Source organism: Bradyrhizobium sp. JR3.5 (assembly GCF_054057015.1).
In genome coordinates this window covers 2,274,599-2,292,225 of record NZ_JBSRYV010000002.1, presented here as the reverse complement: position 1 = coordinate 2,292,225, position 17,627 = coordinate 2,274,599, and the positions used below count along the sequence as shown (strand labels likewise).

At 64.3% G+C, this 17,627-nt stretch carries 13 protein-coding genes and 3 pseudogenes; 7 read left to right on the top strand and 9 right to left on the bottom strand.

The features are described 5' to 3' along the window. The first annotated feature begins 135 nt into the window (after nucleotides 1–135). Both ACVWW1_RS27870 and ACVWW1_RS27865 read left to right on the top strand, forming a co-directional pair. On the top strand, nucleotides 136–492 hold the full coding sequence (locus tag ACVWW1_RS27870; RefSeq protein ID WP_456658124.1) for a response regulator: 357 nt from the start codon (nucleotides 136–138) through the stop codon (nucleotides 490–492). A gap of 26 nt (nucleotides 493–518) precedes the next feature. Continuing rightward, nucleotides 519–719 carry a hypothetical protein gene (locus ACVWW1_RS27865; protein WP_456658123.1) on the top strand — a complete coding sequence of 67 codons (201 nt, stop codon included), beginning with the start codon at nucleotides 519–521 and terminating at the stop codon, nucleotides 717–719. Between the two features lie 59 nt (nucleotides 720–778). On the opposite strand, the gene ACVWW1_RS27860 is transcribed toward ACVWW1_RS27865, so the two are convergent. Continuing rightward, the gene (locus ACVWW1_RS27860) at nucleotides 779–1,699 is read right to left on the bottom strand and encodes an ATP-grasp domain-containing protein (RefSeq protein WP_456658122.1); all 921 of its coding nucleotides are present in this window, start codon (nucleotides 1,697–1,699) and stop codon (nucleotides 779–781) included. Nucleotides 1,700–1,996: 297 nt separating this feature from the next. On the opposite strand from ACVWW1_RS27860, the pseudogene ACVWW1_RS27855 reads away from it, so the two are divergent. After that, nucleotides 1,997–2,771, top strand: a pseudogene (locus ACVWW1_RS27855) (ferredoxin--NADP reductase). A gap of 297 nt (nucleotides 2,772–3,068) precedes the next feature. On the opposite strand, the gene ACVWW1_RS27850 reads toward ACVWW1_RS27855, so the two are convergent. Continuing rightward, nucleotides 3,069–4,142: an IS110 family RNA-guided transposase gene (locus ACVWW1_RS27850; RefSeq protein ID WP_456658121.1), complete on the bottom strand. Its 1,074-nt coding sequence runs from the start codon at nucleotides 4,140–4,142 to the stop codon at nucleotides 3,069–3,071. A gap of 265 nt (nucleotides 4,143–4,407) precedes the next feature. Here ACVWW1_RS27850 and ACVWW1_RS27845 point away from each other — a divergent pair, with 265 nt between their 5' ends. Both ACVWW1_RS27845 and ACVWW1_RS27840 read left to right on the top strand, forming a co-directional pair. Next, entirely contained in the window at nucleotides 4,408–5,277 is an 870-nt protein-coding gene (locus ACVWW1_RS27845; RefSeq protein ID WP_456658120.1) for a patatin-like phospholipase family protein, read from the top strand. Nucleotides 5,278–6,041: 764 nt separating this feature from the next. Further along, nucleotides 6,042–7,668, top strand: a pseudogene (locus ACVWW1_RS27840) (FMN-binding glutamate synthase family protein). A gap of 174 nt (nucleotides 7,669–7,842) precedes the next feature. Here ACVWW1_RS27840 and ACVWW1_RS27835 read toward each other — a convergent pair. From ACVWW1_RS27835 to ACVWW1_RS27815, 5 genes and pseudogenes are all read right to left on the bottom strand, one after another. Next, on the bottom strand, nucleotides 7,843–9,312 hold the full coding sequence (locus ACVWW1_RS27835) for an FAD-dependent monooxygenase (protein ID WP_456658119.1): 1,470 nt from the start codon (nucleotides 9,310–9,312) through the stop codon (nucleotides 7,843–7,845). 222 nt (nucleotides 9,313–9,534) lie between these two features. Beyond that, nucleotides 9,535–11,533, bottom strand: a pseudogene (locus ACVWW1_RS27830) (carbohydrate porin). A gap of 307 nt (nucleotides 11,534–11,840) precedes the next feature. After that, nucleotides 11,841–12,041: a hypothetical protein gene (locus tag ACVWW1_RS27825; RefSeq protein WP_456658118.1), complete on the bottom strand. Its 201-nt coding sequence runs from the start codon at nucleotides 12,039–12,041 to the stop codon at nucleotides 11,841–11,843. A 35-nt stretch (nucleotides 12,042–12,076) separates the two neighbouring features. After that, nucleotides 12,077–13,720 (bottom strand): NRAMP family divalent metal transporter, encoded by a 1,644-nt coding sequence (locus ACVWW1_RS27820; protein ID WP_456658117.1) that lies wholly within the window; start codon nucleotides 13,718–13,720, stop codon nucleotides 12,077–12,079. A gap of 149 nt (nucleotides 13,721–13,869) precedes the next feature. Next, a complete protein-coding gene (locus ACVWW1_RS27815) occupies nucleotides 13,870–14,259 on the bottom strand; it encodes a hypothetical protein (protein ID WP_456658116.1) in 390 nt (129 codons plus the stop codon). 337 nt (nucleotides 14,260–14,596) lie between these two features. On the opposite strand from ACVWW1_RS27815, the gene ACVWW1_RS27810 reads away from it, so the two are divergent. After that, nucleotides 14,597–14,887, top strand: coding sequence for a metal-sensing transcriptional repressor (locus tag ACVWW1_RS27810; protein WP_456658115.1), 291 nt, complete (start codon nucleotides 14,597–14,599; stop codon nucleotides 14,885–14,887). Nucleotides 14,888–15,062: 175 nt separating this feature from the next. Here the strand turns inward: ACVWW1_RS27810 and ACVWW1_RS27805 are convergent, their stop codons facing one another. Continuing rightward, nucleotides 15,063–15,326 carry a hypothetical protein gene (locus ACVWW1_RS27805; RefSeq protein ID WP_176528638.1) on the bottom strand — a complete coding sequence of 88 codons (264 nt, stop codon included), beginning with the start codon at nucleotides 15,324–15,326 and terminating at the stop codon, nucleotides 15,063–15,065. A 138-nt stretch (nucleotides 15,327–15,464) separates the two neighbouring features. Continuing rightward, nucleotides 15,465–16,271, bottom strand: coding sequence for a creatininase family protein (locus tag ACVWW1_RS27800; protein ID WP_456658114.1), 807 nt, complete (start codon nucleotides 16,269–16,271; stop codon nucleotides 15,465–15,467). 145 nt (nucleotides 16,272–16,416) lie between these two features. Between ACVWW1_RS27800 and ACVWW1_RS27795 the strand changes: the two genes are divergently transcribed. Beyond that, on the top strand, nucleotides 16,417–17,448 hold the full coding sequence (locus tag ACVWW1_RS27795) for an ABC transporter substrate-binding protein (protein WP_456658113.1): 1,032 nt from the start codon (nucleotides 16,417–16,419) through the stop codon (nucleotides 17,446–17,448). Nucleotides 17,449–17,627: the final 179 nt, after the last annotated feature.

Here is a 17,627-nt window from a genome sequence, read left to right as displayed (position 1 = left end):
TGACGCGGCAACCTCGAATGTTGTTCCGCTCGGAACTTGCAAACGTCCGCCGGAACCTGCCGGTTATCGAGCCTGGAACCAGAACAATAAGCGTCCTCAGTCATTGACACTGGGGTTGACCGTTTGGAGGTTGCCATGGGCTACGCGAGGTCAATTCACCAGACCGCAATTGTGGTCGAAGACGACACGATCCAGCGCGACATGATTGCGCTGTTGTTGAAAGAGGGCCGCTTCGACGTCATCCAGTGCGAAGATGCCGAGACGGCAGCGCTGGCCGTCAAGATGCGTCACCCGTCGCTGCTGGTCACCGATATCAAGCTCACGGGCAGAATGAACGGCATCGAACTCGCACAATTGGCCCTCGATTGCGACCCACGCGTGCGCGTGCTCGTGATCTCGGGTCTGGCGCCGCCCAGCGATCTGCCTGACGGCGTCAAATTTTTTGCCAAACCGGTTTATCCAGCCGCGTTGCTGCGCGAACTGGCGTCGTAAGCCCTGTCCAATAAAGACATAGATCTATGCAAGACGATCCCGAAATCGATTGGCACCGCGAGCAGATCACGAAGAATCGTGAACTGCTCGCGGAGTTGCAATCCGGAAATTTGGCAGGCGCTGACGTGTTTCCGGAGACGCAGGCCGAGATCGACCGTCTCACGGCACAGGTCGAGCAATCGGAACTGATCGTCGCCGGCTATGAGAAAGAGCACCCGCGAGACTGATCGGGCGCTCAAGGGAAGCGCGTGGCACGCTGCTTAGGCGAACACGGCGTCGATTTAAATTATAGCGCCGCGTGATACGCCGCCTCGACCAGCGCCGGATGGCGGCGGCCCAGCGTCTCCATCTTCACGCCGGAATTCACTTCAAGCACCTGCCACGCGCCATCAACGTGCACGACGTCGATGGAGGCGAAGCGGATGCCGACGGCTTGCGCGGCCTCGATCGCGAGCGCGACGCAATCGTCGCGTGTCGCAACATCGGTGAGCAGCACCGGCTCGGCGCCGGCATCGAGATTGTGCCGCCAGTTGAGCAGAAGCCGTTCGCCGGCCGGCGGAACGGCGTCGAGCGCGGCGGCATCGAAGTCCTCGGGGAGGGCCTTCAGCTGTTCTGCCGTCGCGGTCGCCTGCGCCAGCGCGCGCAGCGAGTGGACGCCGTCGCCGACCACCGACGGCCGTGTCTTGCGGTAGACGATCAGCGCGCGATCATCGAGCAGCACGACGCGCACCTCGTCCTTGATCTCGGCATAAGGCGAGATCGCAAGGCTCGGATGCGCAGCGAGGATGCGGGCGACCGCCGTCTCCAGCTGCGTTCGTGTCGTCACGCGGAAGACGAGCTCGCCGGAGGTCCCCTCATTGGGCTTGACGACGAGGCCGTGCGGATGCTGCGCGAGCAGAAGCAACATCGCATCCAGCGAGTCCGATCCGGGGATGTGCTTGCTGAGCTTGCTGCCGAGAAACAGGCTGTGCGGAATGGCCGACATGCCGGCCGATGCCAGCACTTCGGCGCAGGCCGATTTGTCGTTGGCGACCTGATGCGCGACCGCGCTGTTCAGCCCGATGTCGTAGCCGATCGCAAGCCGCCGCGCGTCGCCCTTGGTCATGATGACCAGCCAGCCGCCGGACCGCACCTCGACGGCAATGGAGCGCGCCAAACAATATTTTTTGATGGTTTCCAGGAAGATTCGCTGGCTGATCAGGACCACGAGATCATTTTCCCTTCACCGCGGTTTTCGTAGCAATTAATTGCCAGATCGGTGCCGATCTCGGCAAGTAAATTACCTGCAGCACCACATGTTAACGATGTCGTGGCTGAACCTCTGCGCGAAATCGAACGACTGCCATTCTGAGATCGCAATTGCACGCCAGTTGATCTTGACTATCTCATGCATTGGCGCAATGGACACGCGAGATCTTCAATGATTTCGGCCACTTCAGCGCCGTCGCGAGCAGTCTAGAAATCAAATCATTCTAAATCTGATCAGTCGAGAAAACGAAAACCCATGAGCGCGTTCTATCGAGAGAAAGTTCTTTCTGTTCAGCACTGGACCGACACGCTTTTCAGCTTCCGAGCCACCCGCGATTCCGGTTTCCGCTTCCAGAATGGCCAGTTTGCCATGATCGGCCTCGAGGTCGATGGCCGGCCGCTGCTGCGCGCCTATTCGATGGCGAGCGCCAATCACGAGGAAGAGCTCGAGTTCTTCTCGATCAAGGTGCAGGACGGCCCGCTCACCTCCAAGCTGCAGAAGATCCGCGAGGGCGACACCATCCTGGTCGGCCGCAAGGCGACGCGGCACGCTGATCACCGACAATTTGATCCCCGGCAAGCGGCTGATGCTGCTGTCGACCGGCACCGGCCTTGCGCCGTTCGCGAGCCTGATCAAGGACCCCGAGGTCTACGATCGCTACGATCAGATCCTGCTGGTGCATGGCTGCCGCCAGGTCTCCGAGCTCGCCTATGGCGAGGAGCTGGTCGCCAAGCTGCGCGACGACGAACTGTTCGGGCCGCTGCTGTCCGAGAAGCTCTTCTACTATCCGACCGTGACGCGCGAGCCGTTCCGCAACCGCGGCCGCATCACCGACCTGATCACGTCGAATCAGCTGTTTGCCGACCTGCATCAGGGTCCGCTCGACATCGAGACCGACCGCATCATGATGTGCGGCAGCCCCGCGATGCTGGAAGAGCTGAAGCAGCTGTTCGAGACCCGCGGCTTCAAGGAAGGCAGCGGCAACACCCCCGGTCACTTCGTGATCGAGAAGGCGTTCGTCGAGCGCTAGTTGTCGTCCCGGCGCAAGCGAAGCGCGAGCCGGGACCCATATGTGGACGGCCCCCGTGGCACAAGAGCTTTCTGGGATTGATCGGATCGCTTGCATCCATATGTCCGGCCTGTTGAGTGCGATCGAATGGATCGCTGGCCAAGATGGTTTGCGCGATGCGAGTTCCAAACAACCACGCGACCTGTTGACGGCCGATGGGTCCCACGGATTGTCTCGCATCGTTGCTCGATCGATCGCTCCATCTGCTCTTGCAGCTCCGGGTCGGCTGACGAGCGAGCCCGCCAGCCGGCCAATCTGTTAAGCGGTACCCGTCGTCGCGGCATTCAGCCGTGCGGCGTCATAACTCTCACCCGTCACCATCAGCTTCCAGACGATGCGCGCCACCTTGTTGGCGAGCGCTACGGCCGCAAGCTTCGGCGGCTTACGCTTGATCAGCGCCAGCAGCCAGCGCGAGTGATGACTGCGCCCCCGCCTGGCCTGCTGGATCACCGCCGTGGCCCCGACGACCAGCAGACGGCGCAGGTCCTCATCGCCCGCCCGGGTAATCTTGCCGAGCCTGGTCTTGCCTGCGGTGGAATGGTCCTTGGGTGTCAATCCCAGCCAAGCCGCAAAGTGACGACCGGAGCGGAACGCGCCCGGATCAGGTGTCTTCATCACCAGCATCGTTGCAATGATCGGACCGACCGAGGGGATCTGAGCCAGGCGCCGGCCCGTGGCATCGCCGCGGTGCCAGGCCATCAGCCTGGCCTCAACCACCTCCAACTCGCCCTCGAGCCTGACGCACTCCCGACCCAGCACGACAAACAGCTCGCGCGCCAGAGCGGGAAGCGTCTCGTCCTGCGCGATCCGCGCCAGCAGTGGTTCGATCGCCTCCAGTCCCTTGGGCGCGATCAGGCCATACTCCGCCGCATGGCCGCGGATCGTGTTGGTCAATTGGGTGCGCCGGGCGATCAGTCCGTCGCGGACCCCCATCAGCATCAGCGCAGCCTGCTGCTCGGCCGTCTTCACCGGCACACACCCCCCACCCCCCCACCCCACCCCCCCAACAAAGCGCATGCTCGGCCGGCTCATCGCCTCACACAGGCCTTCTGCATCACGCCCGTCATTCTTGTTCCGCATCACGTAGGGTTTAACCAATTGCGGCGCCATCAGCTTCACCTCATGGCCCAGCCTGGAAAGCTCGCGCGCCCAATATTGCGACGCCCCGCAGGCCTCCATCCCGATCACCGTCGGCGGAAGCTTGGCAAAAAACTCAAGCACCTGCTTGCGCGACAGCTTCTTGCGCAACACCGGCTGTTCCGCCGCGTCAACTCCATGCAGCACAAAAATATGCTTCGACGTATCCATCCCAATACGGATAATCTCTCTCACGGACGGTCTCCTTGTCTGAGATTTACAACAACCTCATTCTGGCACACTGATGCCGTAGGGGGCCGTCCACACCATCAACCACCGTTGCTGATTGGACAAAGGCTGGGGCCCCATCGGGCTCCAGCCTTTTTCATTTGTGGTTATTGGTCCTGGCTTTCGCCAGGACGACATCTGTGTATGTGGCGCCGTCTAATCCCCGACTGCTATAAATCCCGCCAACGCCGCGCAGCCGTTTCCTGAACGCGGCGACCCAGGGAGCAGCACCTTGTCCATCACCGATCCGGATGCCCCGAAGACCGCCTTTGTGTTCGCCGGCGGCGGCAGCTTTGGCGCGATCCAGGTCGGCATGCTGCAGGCGCTGGCCGCGCATGGCGTGGCCGCCGATATGGTGGTCGGCTCCAGCGTCGGCGCCTTGAACGGCGCGTTCTATGCCGGCGACCCGACCGTGTCGGGCGTGGCACGGCTGGCCGAGATCTGGCGCGGCCTGAACCGGCAGGACGTGTTTCCGGTCACCTGGCGGACACTGGTGGGCTTCCTGTGGCGGCGCGACTTCCTGATCCCGCATGACGGGGTCCGCAGGCTGATCGAGGATTACATCCCGTTCCGTAATCTCGAGGACGCGCGGCTCCCGATCCACATCGTCACGACGGACATCATCAGCGGCGACAGCGTGGTGCTGTCGGAAGGCTCGACCGCGGAGGCGATCGTCGCATCGACCGCGATCCCCGGCGCATTCACGCCGGTGCACTACCGCGATCATTTCCTCGCCGATGGCGCGATCTCCAGCAACACACCGGTCCGCGTCGCCGTGAAGCATGGGGCAAAGCGCCTGATCGTGCTGCCGACCGGATATGCCTGCGCCAACCAGGCGCCACCGGTCGGCGCGCTCGCCAATGCGCTGCATGCGCTGACGCTGCTGATCGCGCGGCAGCTCGTCAACGAGCTCGAGAACATCGGTCCCGACGTCGAGTATTTCGTGGTGCCGCCGCTCTGCCCGCTGGTCGGTTCGCCCTACGATTTCTCCCGGACATCCGATCATATCGCCCGCGCTCTCGACACCACCAACGCGTGGCTCGCCAGCGACGGCCTGAAGGCGGGGCATATCCCCCACGAAATGCGGCCGCACGACCATTGATGCGAACAGTGCACTCTCCTCACTCCCCCGCAAGCGCAGGCAATCGCATATGCGTCTTCGTCGGCCGCGCAGGTGCTTGGCCTCGTGATTCGAGACGCGCCGCAAGCGGCGCTCCGCACCATGAGGATCTACAGTTTAGGCACGAAACAACACGTATATCCTCGTCCACCGCTGTCATCGCCCGGCACTCGACCAGGTGATCCAGTACGCCGCGGCTCCTCGATTCAAGCGGAGGCGTCTCTGGAATACTGGATCACCCGCGTGCGCGTGTGATGACACTGAGCAAGCTGAGCAATTACCCCGTCATCCTGAGGAGCCCGCCAACGGCGGGCGTCTCGAAGGATGGCCACAGGGAAGTAACGCACCAAGGTTTTCCCAGATGTGATGCGAATCGCCCCCGCAAGCGCAGCGCGATAGCCCGCCAGGGCGAGGGGTGTCTGTACGATTTCTGGATAATGGAAGAATGCCGCTGATTTGCCCGACGAGTCAAGTTGCCGTGTCCGCCGGCTACTTTGCATGGGGTTGTTTTCGATATTTTGGCAAGGGCCCTGCCCGCAAGCGGGAGAGGGGGCGCAGTCTTTGTGGAGCTCCACTGCGTTGCACTGCAAAAGGCGATTTCGTTTAAATTTGACTGGTGCCGTACCCGCCCATCCGGGCGGTTGTCACATCTGTGACTGCTCGGCCGTATAACCGTAGTGCACTTGTTCCGCGAGTTGGATTAGCTTACGGCCGACGGGGTATTCAAGGCAGACCGGAGGGATTTGATGGATACGATGCTGCTTCCGTTCTCGCCGCGCTTCATCGTGCTGACGATCTGCGCCGTCGTCACTGCACTTCTGTTGCTGGTCGGGATTTTCGACCACAAGGTCTTCAAGATCGTTGTGGTCCCGCTGGCGATCTTCGGCGCGCTGACATTGCTCGGCATCCGCGACCTGACGCAGAAGAACCATGCGGTGCTCCGCAACTACCCGATCTCGGCGCATGTCCGCTTCCTGCTCGAGGAAATCCGCCCGGAGATGCGGCAGTATTTCTTCGAGAGCGAGAAGGACGGCATGCCGTTCTCCCGCGATACCCGCGCGGTGGTCTATCAGCGCGCCAAGGCGGTGCTCGACAAGCGGCCGTTCGGCACCCAGGAGGATGTCTACCGCGAGGGCTATGAGTGGATGCACCACTCGGTGGCGCCGAAGCCGCGTGCCGACGAGAAATTCCGCATCACCATCGGCGGCCCCGACTGCACCAAGCCGTATTCGGCCTCGGTCTTCAACATCTCGGCGATGAGCTTCGGCGCACTCAGCCCGAACGCGGTGCGGGCGCTGAATGCCGGCGCCAAGAAGGGCGGCTTCGCCCATGACACCGGCGAGGGCGGCGTCAGCCCCTATCACCGCGAGATGGGCGGCGACATCATCTGGGAGGTCGGCTCCGGCTATTTCGGCTGCCGCAACCGCGACGGCACCTTCAATCCGGAGCTGTTCGCAAGCGTCGCGGGCGACGACCAGATCAAGATGGTCGAGCTCAAGATCAGCCAGGGCGCCAAGCCCGGCCCATGGCGGCGTGCTGCCGGCCGCGAAGGTCTCCGAGGAGATTTCCAAGATCCGGGGCGTGCCGATGGGCGAGGACTGCATCTCGCCGGCCTATCACAAGGCGTTCTCGACGCCGCTGCAGATGATGGAATTCATCGCGCAGATGCGCAAGCTGTCCGGCGGCAAGCCGGCCGGCTTCAAGATGTGCATCGGCCATCGCTGGGAATTCCTCGCGATTTGCAAGGCGATGAAGGAGAGCGGGCTCTATCCCGACTTCATCGTGGTCGACGGCAATGAAGGCGGCACCGGCGCCGCGCCGCTCGAGTTCATGGACCATCTGGGCATGCCGATGCGCGAGGGCGTCAGTTTCGTCCACAACGCGCTGATCGGCATCGGGGCGCGCGACCGCATCAAGATCGGCGCCTCCGGCAAGATCGCGACCGCTTTCGACCTGGCGCGCGCGATGGCGATCGGGGCCGACTGGTGCAATTCGGCGCGCGGCTTCATGTTCGCGCTCGGCTGCATCCAGTCCCTGAGCTGCCACACCGATCGCTGCCCGACCGGCGTCACGTCGCAGGACCCGATCCGCAACCGCGCGCTCTACGTGCCCGACAAGATCGAGCGCGTGTACAACTACCACCACTCGACCCTGCACGCGCTGACCGAGCTGCTCGCGGCCGCCGGCCTCGAGCACACCAAGGATCTGCGCCCGATCCACTTCTCGCAGCGGAGCTCGACCACCGACGTCCGCACCTTCGCACAGCTTTACCCGGCGCTGCGCCCGGGCGAACTGCTTGAAGGCACCCAGGATCCCCGCTTCCGCGACGCCTGGGCAATGGCGCGCGCGGATTCGTTCCAGCCGGCGGGGTAGGGGCGCGGTTTCGGTTCACCTCTCCCGCTTGCGGGGGAGGTCGCCGCGCATAGCGCGGCGGGTGGGGGCTCTCTCCACGATGTGACACGCGGAGAGAGCCCCCACCCTAACCCTCCCCCGCAAGCGGGAGAGGGGACGCGGTCCCGATGCTGCCAACGCCGGGGCCCTATCTTGTCACGCAGCTGGCGCGCCGAACCATTTGGTCAGCGCCTCGGCGAGGCCCGACTGGCTCCGGTCTCCGACCCACGCCACGTAGCCGTCGGGCCGGACCAGCACCGCGCCGGGCGCCGCAACCGTTCCGAGCGCGGGAAGCTCCAACGTGCCGGCGCAATCGGCGTCGGCCAGCTGAACCCGGTCAGCCCATCCCGTGATGTCGAAGCTGCCGGGCTCGCCAAAGTTGAGCAGCACCGGCCGCGCGCCGTGCAGCAGCGCGAAGACCGGCAGCGGGCCGCTCGCCGTCACCAGATCGAGATCGGGCATGCGGCGTCCGAGCAGCGGGTGGCCGTCGCCGAGATCGTAGTGCAGGTCGAGGCCCGACATCATCGCGGCGAATTTTCGGCGCGGCTCGTCCATGCGCAGCAGTTCGGAGACGATCTCGTGCAGCGCTTTGCTGCGCGCGTCGGTCCGGCTGAGCGCGACGTGGGCCATGGTGTTGCGCAGCACGCGGGCCGCCACGGGATGCCGTTCGGCCTGATAGCTATCGAGCAGGCCGTCCGGCGATGTCAGCTTGACCACCTGGGCGAGCTTCCAGCCCAGGTTCACCGCGTCCTGCACGCCGATATTGAGACCCTGTCCGCCCATCGGCGGATGCACGTGGGCGGCATCGCCCGCCAGCAGCACGCGCTGCTTGCGGTAGGTCATGGCCTGCCGGGTCATGTCGGTGAAGCGTGATATCCAGACCGGGCTGTGGATGCCGAAATCAGCGCCGTATACCGCGGCCAGCCGCTCGCTGACGTCGCGCAGGGTCGGCTCTCTGTCGGTGCCGAGTTGCCGCTCGGTCAGCACGAGCCGCACCCGTTCACCGTCTTCCACCTTGCCGATGGCATAGATGCCGGCGTCGTCCTGGCGAAAGCCCCATTCCGGTTCGTCCGACATCTCGGCCTCGGCGATCAGCCAGCTCCTGGTCGGATCCCATCCGGCGAATTCGATGCCGGCCGTCTTGCGGACGATGCTGCGGCCGCCGTCGCAGCCGACCAGATAGCGTGCCCGGAGCACCTGGCCATCCGACAGCGCCACATCGACGCCATCGTCGTCCTGCGTGAAGCCGGTCACGTCGCGCCCGTGCTCGATCGGCACCGCCAGTTGCTCGGCCCATTCGCCAAGCACGCTCTCGATATGGTTCTGCCGCAGCCCCAGCGTGAAATTGCGCCGGGTCGGGAAGTCGCTGATCCCCAGCGGAACCAGATGGGAGTGGAACAGCACCGCTGGATGCCGCGTCCCCAGCGCGACGAAGCGGTCGCCGATGCCGCGCTGATCGAGCACCTCGATGGTGCGTGCGTGCAGACCGCCTGCCCGCGCGCCGATCAGGTCCGGATTCTCGCGCCGCTCGACAATCGCAACGTCAACGCCGGCCAACGCCAGCTCGCAAGCCAGCATCAGCCCGGTCGGTCCTCCGCCGGCAATCACCACAGCATGTTCCCGCATCGCGCACTCCTCCGTTCGATTGGGCGCGCGTTCTACGGGATGACCCCGGGCTTGCGGCAAGCCCGGGGGGTCTACATATATCTGAGTGGGGAGAGAGCGTTGGCGTGGCCGTGCCCAACCTCGGTCAATCCGTCATTGCGAGGAGCGAAGCGACGAAGCAATCCATGCCTCCGCGCGTGCGGAACTATGGTTTGCTTCGCTTCGCTCGCAATGACTTCGGGATCAGAACTCGCCGTGCAGCCGGCCGGAGAAGATGTGCACCGGGCCGCGGTCGGCGTTGTAGGCGGGGTTGGTGATGAACTGATAGTCCGCGGTCAGCGTCAGGCTCTTGTTGACCTGATAGGCGTAGTAGGTTTCGAAGATCCGCTCCGGACTGTAGTTGAGCGCGCCGTCGCCGATCAAAAGGCCGAGGCCGCCGGCGGCGAGGTAGTCGCGATGCGCTGACGACAGACCGTTGACTGCGCCGCCGATGCCGATCGTGTCGTTCGCCCGGCCCCAAGTGCTGCCCTTGATCGACACGCCGCCGGAGACGCTGCGGTCGACGTCGGTGAACGACAGGATCTCGTTCCGGCCGTCGTTCCAGCTCAGGCGGCCGAACAGGCCGACATCGGTTGCGATCTGCTGCTCGCCGTTCAGGTAGAAGCCGTACTTGGTGTTGTCCTTGCGGATACCGGCCATCACGTCGTTGATGTCGAGCCCGGGGTTGGCGTCCTCGATCGCGAGCGCCTGGCGATAATTGCCGGTGTTGCCGCGATTGCCGAACACGCCGACACGCAGCTTGCCGGGTTGATCGAAGATCGAGTAGCGGCCTTCGAATTCCACCACCGCGCCGCCATTGTTGGCGTTGGAGACCAGCACGTCGCTGTTCGGTGCATTGGGCACCTGGAACACGCCGGCGCGCACCGCCCAGTCCTTGCGGTTGAGCTCCACCACCGCGCCGCGAGTGTAACCGGGCAGGTCAGCCGGGAAATCATAGGCGGCGGACGACCACATCGCCCAGTTCATGAAAATCGGCGCGCGGGTCCTTGGCGTAGGAATTGCCGTCGAAGAAGTCGCCCACTGCAAAGCGCCCGACGATGACCGTGAGGCGGTCGATGTCGCGCTTGCCCGCGATCTGGTTGGGACCGTCGGGGACGTCTTCCTGCTCGCCGCCGAAGCCGAAGGTCTGCTTGAAATAGTAGCGTTGCGGCCGGATCCTCGGATATTCGGCGCCGGCCTTCTGAGCCTCGCCGTTCGGGAAACCGGCGAGGCCGAGCGTGCCGTTGAGGCCGAAGCCCTGCGCAGTCTCCGGATTGAAATAGAGCTCGCCGCCTTCCCAGAGCCGCACGCCGAGAAACGCCGTCGTGGTCCAGGTTTGTTGAGCTTGCCCCGCGCCCGGAAGGCTGTTGGTGCCGCCATAGGGTGCGCGGAACGACGGATAGCCCTGACCGATCAGCGTGGTCTGCCCATGCACGCTCCAGTCGCTGGAGTCCGGCAGCACGGACCGCGTCGGCGTCGCCGACCAGGGCGAATCGCCGAGCTGGTAGTTCAGGCCGAATTTCAGCAGATGCAGCCGCGGGTCGATACTGACGCCGGGCATGCCGAAATCGTTGAGACCGAGCGTGCGGCGCGACAGGTCGATGTAGTCGTATTCGAGCTTGGCCGTCCAATTGCCGCTGAGCGCAAATTCGGCGCCAGCGCCGACAGTCCAGCCGGTCTGATACTGGCCGGGCTCCGAGATGACGTTGCCGGCGGCATCGTTGACCCTGACCTGGCTGCGGCCCCAGGCGAAGCCGCCGGTGATGTACGGCATCCAGGTGCCAAAGCTGTAACCGGCGCGGCCGCGCACGGTGCCGACATAGTCGATCGACGAGTTGAAGGGGCCGAGCCTGCGCCGCGGCAGATCGATCGGGCCCACGAATGTCGCATCGGCCTCGACGCCGAGCACGAAGCGGTTTGCGAACTGGTGATTGTATCCGACCTGGAAGCCGCCGATCCCTCCCGTGACACTGTGAGGAAAGAACACGCCCTGCAAGGGAAGCGGATTGGTATCGGGACCGAGGCTGCCGTCGCCATAGCCGACATGGCCGCCGACGTAAAAGCCGGTCCAGCTATAAACCGCCGCGTTCATGGCCGGTGACTTGACGGCCATATCGGCCGCGGCCGCCGGCGTGCCGAATGCCGCCGCGCCGAGCGCTGCGCCGGCGGCGATCCGAACCCGGAAGAGACGGACGCAGGTCATGACGCGGCTTTCTGCGAACGGTTGGCGGTTTCGCCCGGCATTGCAGATTTGGCGGCCACTTGCCACCCGAGATTTGAATTCATCGCCCGCCGTCCCCGGTCCGATTCGTGTCGTCCCATCCAAAGCCAGATCAGCACCTAGCATCCCCTGTGGCTTGTTGCAAGTAATTCGCAATAGCAACTGAGGCGCGCGGGATACCCCTCCGATTTGCACGCCACTATGACAGTCGCGTAACACCCGGAGGCCGTGGGCCTCATCCGCTGCGAACGCCCGCGCATCTGTGGCAAATCGGTCGAGAACCGACGGTTCAATCGATGTCAGCATTGTCTTCGTCCTTTACCTTGATCAAGGCGGGTCGCGACATCCTGCCGAGCGCGACCCTGGCGCCGGCTCGTTCGACACATCGCGCCATGGACAGCGCCGTCCGCAGCTCGGCGCCTGAAATCACACGTCGCTGATAAAGCGCGGTTGCGCCGCGCAGGATGGCGCTTGCCAGCCTGAACAACACGATCGCGCCCCATCTCCGGCCGCGGCCAGGCGCGGTCACGCCCCCACCGTGGCGAGCTGGACGATGCGCAGCAGCACGAGGCCGGCAGCGACGACGAGGTAGCCGCGTAGCACCAGCATCCAGATCCGGCTCAACGGGCTGAGCCGCGCCGGCGGCAGCCGGTCGAGCGGCGGCATCCGCCAGGTGTCGCGGTCGAACAGCGGCGGCTTGTGCTTGAAGCGGGAGGATGCGCGACCGTGCGACAGCATCTCGTACAGCTTGACCGCCGCGGTGACCGCGAGCGCGAGCAGGCTGCCGCCGACCAGGATGCCGATGATCCATGCCTCGCTGAGATCCGGGAACAGCACCGCGGCAGTCAGGATCACCGACAGCATCACGAGGCCCCCGACCACCGCGCCCGTGAACAGGTTCAGCCTGACGGAGTTGACCCACGGCCCGAGGATGTGGCGGTCGTTGCACAGCAGCAGCAGGAACACGGTCGCACTCGGCAGCAGCACGCCGGCCAGCGTCTGCACCGCGTTGGTGAGCAGTCCGAGCGGCGTGCCCGGCGTCAGCACCAGCACCGCGGCGAGCACGATCAGGCCGCAATAGACGCTGTAGAAGCCCTTCGCGTCCCACGGCTTGCGGTGCAGCGAGTGCTTGACCGCGAACACGTCGCCGATCGCATAGGCCGTCGAGAGGGAGACCGCGGCCGCGCCGATGATGCAGGCATCCAGCAGTGCGAGGGCAAACAGCACCGCCGGCAGCCGGCCGGCATATTTCTCCAACCCGACCGCGGTCCCCAGCGCGTCGGTGTAATTGCCGAATTCCGGCCGCCCGGCAAATACCTCGGCGCAGAACGAGATCATCGCGACGGCGCCGACCACGACCAGCACGATGCCGATGCACAGATCCATCCGCTCATAGCGGATGAAGCGCGGCGTGATCCGCTTGTCGACGATATAGCTCTGCTGGAAGAACAATTGCCACGGCGCCACCGTGGTGCCGACGATCGCGACGATCAAAAGCATCACCTCGCTGAGCTTGGCGTCCTTGGGCATCTTCGGCACGAAGAAATCAGCCGCGATCTGCCCGACCGGCGGATGCACCATCAGGATCACGGGCACCAGCAGCAGGCTGCCTGCGACCAGCACGATGCCGAAGCGTTCGAAACGGCGGAAGTCGCCGGTCGAGACCGCCAGCATCACGATAACAGCCGAGGCCAGCACGCCCCAGAACTGCGAGACGCCGAGAAAACGAAGCGCGAAGGTGATGCCGATGAATTCGGTGACGATGGTCAGCGCGTTCAGCACCAGGAGATCGATGACGCTGAAGGCGCCCCAGAATTTGCCGAAGCGCTCGAAGATCAGCCGCGCATGGCCGACGCCGGTGACGGCGCCGAGCCGCACCACCATCTCCTGGTTGACGTAGAGCACGGGAATCAAAAGCAGCAGCGTCCACAGCAGCGTGGTGCCGTAGTTCTGCCCGGCCTGGGTGTAGGTGCCGAAGGCGCCGGCATCGTTGTCGCCGACCATCACGATCAGGCCGGGGCCGACGATCGCCAGCAGGGTCTTAAACCGGGCCAGCAAGGTCGCGCGTGGCGCGGTGTCGTCCCGCGCGATGCTGCCGAGCGCGCCGTGGATGTCGCCGGCATGCGCGGTGTCGAGAATGGCGGTTTGGGTGGACTTGGTTTCGGTCATATCGCGTCTCCTCGCCGCCCTTTGGGCACGGCAAGAGGGACGCGGACCGTCAGGCGCGCACGTCTCCGCTGCCGTGAGCAGCGGCATTTCCAGATGTGATGCAGGTCGAGAATCCCGCTGCCGCGCCGCAATGGCGCGCAACGGGACGACTAGGTCCTTCGTCCATATTGGCCTCCTGGCACATGATCCGGAAAGGTGCGCAGCGGCTTTCCGAACGAGATCATGCGAAAAAGATTCAAGCGCACCAGCCGCGGTTTTGCCGCGGCGTGCCGCGCAGTTGTCGCGCGCGGGCCAAGATGCCGGCCCGCGCGCCGCCGATGATCGAAATCACCGCCGGTGTCGTCGACGATCCACCGGCACTCCAGGCGGCCGTCGATCAGGATCCAATGACAGGCCGGGGTTGGACGCCGGCGATCCGCCGGGCGGCGAAAGCCCGGCAGGTTGTCATTGGAATAGGTGGCCGCCCGCGGCAGGATCTGCCGCAGCTCGACAACGCGCCGCGGGCTTGCTTGCCGGAATTTTGCGAGCTTTTCGAACATCGCTCACCTCCACTTCCGCTGTCGCGCGGCAGGCCGGTGAGGAGCAGGCGGTTACGTGAGGCGTGACCACCCATCCACGCAGGCGAAATCTGCGCGATCAGTCTTGCTGTGTTGCGGCGTCAATAGTCCCGTCAGCGGTCTACTGTCGCCTGAGTTGCTACTGCCCATGTGCCTTCTGTGTTGGCTCGTGGTCGGGTTGACGTCCGGGGTCGGACCCCGGTGCGGAACGAACGTTACGACAGTCGGGCACTACGCCTGCCACAATGGCCTGTCAAGCCGATTCTACTATCCTCCGGGGAGGATCATGATTATCCTCCGGGGAGGATAGGAGAACCGCATGTCAGACGACCATCCGCACGCTGCAATCGCCCGGCGCCTGAAGCGCGCCAACGGCCATCTCGAGACCATTGTCGAGATGATCGAGCAGGGCCGGCCCTGTGCGCAGATCGCCCAGCAATTGCAGGCGGTGGAGAGCGCGATCGAGAGTGCCAAAAAGGCGCTGATCCACGATCACATCGGCCACAGCCTGGAGGAGACGCTGAAGGCATCGGGCCCGAAGTGGCCGCAACATGCTGCGCGACTTCCGGCTGATCGCCAAATATCTGTGATCGCTGCGTTCAAGAATTGACCCGCCCGGGGGGATCGCCGGACGGGTCGTGTGCGACACGGGGTGGATGAGGACCCGTGCCGAACGCAGGATCCGCAGCCCTAGAGCCTATTCGGCTCTAGATTCTTGTTTGACGTGTTTCCTTCACGCGAACCGGTGCCCACTTCGCTCGAAAACACTACGAAAATTCCGTCGATCAGTAGCAGGAGCGCACGCGGCCGATGTAGTTGCCGTAGGCGTCGAACTGGCGCACCCAGGCGCAGCGCCGATAGCCGCCGTCGTAATAGCCGTCACTGGCCGCGATCGCGCTGCCGACGATGGCGGCGCCGACGAGGCCCGCACCAACGCCCCAGCCCCAGCCATACGGCTTGGCTTCGGCCTGCGACGTCGTGGACGCGATGGTGCCGGTCACGGCGAGCGCGGTGAGGGCGAGGGCGGCAAACTTGGTCTTGATCGACATGGGATACTCCATCCTGCTTGAGGGCGGCGCCGGTATGGTCCGCATGCCCGTTGGACGGAGGCTTTTCGGTTCCGGTTCGAAGACCGTGCCGGAAATATGGTTTCGTGGATTGTTTCGTCGCCTCCGCCAGGACCCGGGTCAGTTGCCCCGAAATACGCCCGGATCGAACCTGTCGACGTCGGCCAGCAGCTCGCAGAACGCGCGCGCGCCGTGCTCGAGCAGCTTCTCGCCCTTCTCGGCCGAGGCCTTGGTCGCATCGCCGATCGCGCCGCTCGGATTGAGGTCCTGCGCCTGCCAGGCGAACGGCGCCGGCCGCTGGGTCGACAGAAAGCGGTGATCCTTCTCGATCTGCACGCTCGCGGGCTTGAAATCCGCGATCGCATCCTTGCGCACATGTTGCGGATACTTCGCCAGCATGATCGAGGTCTCGACCGCACCGCCATGGATGCCGTGGCGCAATTCGTCGGCATCGAACAGCCCGTCGGGCGTGCCGAAGCGCGACCAGCTCGTGGTCACCACCAGCATCTTGTGTTGCGCGCGCAGGTCCTGCGCCACGAGCTGCATCGTGGCGGAATTGCCGCCATGGCTCGTCACCATCACGAGCTTCCCGACGCCGGCGCGCGCCACGCTCTCGCCGAGCGCCATCCAGCTGTTCAGCGCGACCTTGGTCGGCAGGGTCAGCGTGCCCGGAAAATCGATGTGCTCGGTGGAGATGCCGACGGGTTGCAGGGGCAGGAACGTCGCCGGGATGGCCGCCGGCAGCAGCTCCTGAACCCGCGCCAGATACGCCTCGCCGATCATGACGTCGGTTCCGAGCGGCAGATGCGGCCCGTGCTGCTCGGTCGCGGCCAGCGGCAGCACCGCGATCCAGCGCGCGGCCGCACCCTCGGCGAGGTCGGGCCAGTGGATAGCGGTCCAGTCACGGGGCGGAAGCGTCGAGGTCATCAATCCAGTCGTTTCAATACAAGCGTTTCATGGGATGGATTTGCAGGCTAGTTTGTTTAACATCAGCGAGGCGTTCGCGTCTCCGGGCGCGGTCCACGTCTTCCCGCCTTCCATCATGGGCCATAATGATCGACGGAGTCCAACCATGATCCCGGCCTTTTTGCCGCGAGCGTTAACCACGACCCTTCTGGCCGCCACCCTCAGCGTTTCCGCAGGCCTCCTCCCGGCGCGGGCGCAGACTCTGGACAAGGTCTCGTTCGGCACCAACTGGGTCGCCGAGGGCGAGCATGGCGGGTTCTTCCAGGCGCTCGCCGACGGCACCTACAAGAAGTACGGACTCGACGTGTCAATCGTGCCCGGCGGTCCCAACGAGAACAACCGCATGCTCTTGATCGCGGGCAAGCTCGACTTCTTCATGAGCGCGAACTCGTTGCAGACCTTCGACGCCGTCACCAACAACGTACCGCTGGTCGCCGTCGCGGCGATGTTCCAGAAGGACCCGCAGGTCTTCCTGACCCATCCTGAAGTCAAGGTTGGCAAGATCGAGGATCTGAAGCCGCTGACGCTTTTGATCTCGAAGGAAGGCATCACCAGCTACTTCCAGTGGCTGAAATCCGAATACGGCTTCGACGAGAACAAGGTGAAGCCCTACACCTTCAACCCGCAGCCCTTCATCGTGAACAAGCAGACCGCGATGCAGGGCTATGTCACCTCGGAGCCCTTTGCGGTGGAGAAGGCCGCCGGCTTCAAGCCGAACGTGCTCTTGCTCGCCGACTACGGCTTCAACTCTTATTCGACCTTGATCGAGACCCGCCGCGACCTGGTCGACAAGAAGCCTGACCTGGTGCAGCGCTTCGTCGATGCTTCCGTTGTCGGCTGGTACACTTACGTCTATGGCGACAATTCGGCCGGCAATGCGATGATCAAGAAGCTCAATCCCGAGATGAACGACGAGCTGCTGGCCTATTGCGTCGCCAAGATGCGCGAGCATGGCATCGTCGATTCCGGCGATTCCATCAAGAACGGCATCGGCGCCATGACCGACGAGCGGATGGCGAGCTTCTTCGACAAGATGGTGCGCGCCGGTGTGGTCAAGAGCACCATCGACTATCGCCAGGGCTACACGCTGCGCTTCGTCAACAAGGCGGTCGGCGTCGAGCTCAGGCCGAAGAACTGACGGGTGCGGACGGGCGTAATGAGATTTAGCGCAGATGTTGCGGCGCTGGCGGTCTACCTCTCCCCTTGTGGGAGAGGTCGCGTCGCATCGCCAGATGCGATGCGGGTGAGGGGTTCCGCTCTCTCGTGGGACCGGCGCCCCCTCACCCGGCGCTTCGCGCCGACCTCTCCCCGGTGGGG

Excerpts from the sequence above, each read along its gene's own strand:
- ACVWW1_RS27865 (WP_456658123.1), top strand. The coding sequence starts at position 519 with ATGCAAGACGATCCCGAAATCGATTGGCACCGCGAGCAGATCACGAAG.
- ACVWW1_RS27800 (WP_456658114.1), bottom strand. The coding sequence starts at position 16,271 with ATGACCTCGACGCTTCCGCCCCGTGACTGGACCGCTATCCACTGGCCC.
- ACVWW1_RS27870 (WP_456658124.1), top strand. The coding sequence starts at position 136 with ATGGGCTACGCGAGGTCAATTCACCAGACCGCAATTGTGGTCGAAGAC.
- ACVWW1_RS27805 (WP_176528638.1), bottom strand. The coding sequence starts at position 15,326 with ATGTCGATCAAGACCAAGTTTGCCGCCCTCGCCCTCACCGCGCTCGCC.
- ACVWW1_RS27835 (WP_456658119.1), bottom strand. The coding sequence starts at position 9,312 with ATGCGGGAACATGCTGTGGTGATTGCCGGCGGAGGACCGACCGGGCTG.
- ACVWW1_RS27795 (WP_456658113.1), top strand. The coding sequence starts at position 16,417 with ATGATCCCGGCCTTTTTGCCGCGAGCGTTAACCACGACCCTTCTGGCC.
- ACVWW1_RS27815 (WP_456658116.1), bottom strand. The coding sequence starts at position 14,259 with ATGTTCGAAAAGCTCGCAAAATTCCGGCAAGCAAGCCCGCGGCGCGTT.
- ACVWW1_RS27810 (WP_456658115.1), top strand. The coding sequence starts at position 14,597 with ATGTCAGACGACCATCCGCACGCTGCAATCGCCCGGCGCCTGAAGCGC.
- ACVWW1_RS27820 (WP_456658117.1), bottom strand. The coding sequence starts at position 13,720 with ATGACCGAAACCAAGTCCACCCAAACCGCCATTCTCGACACCGCGCAT.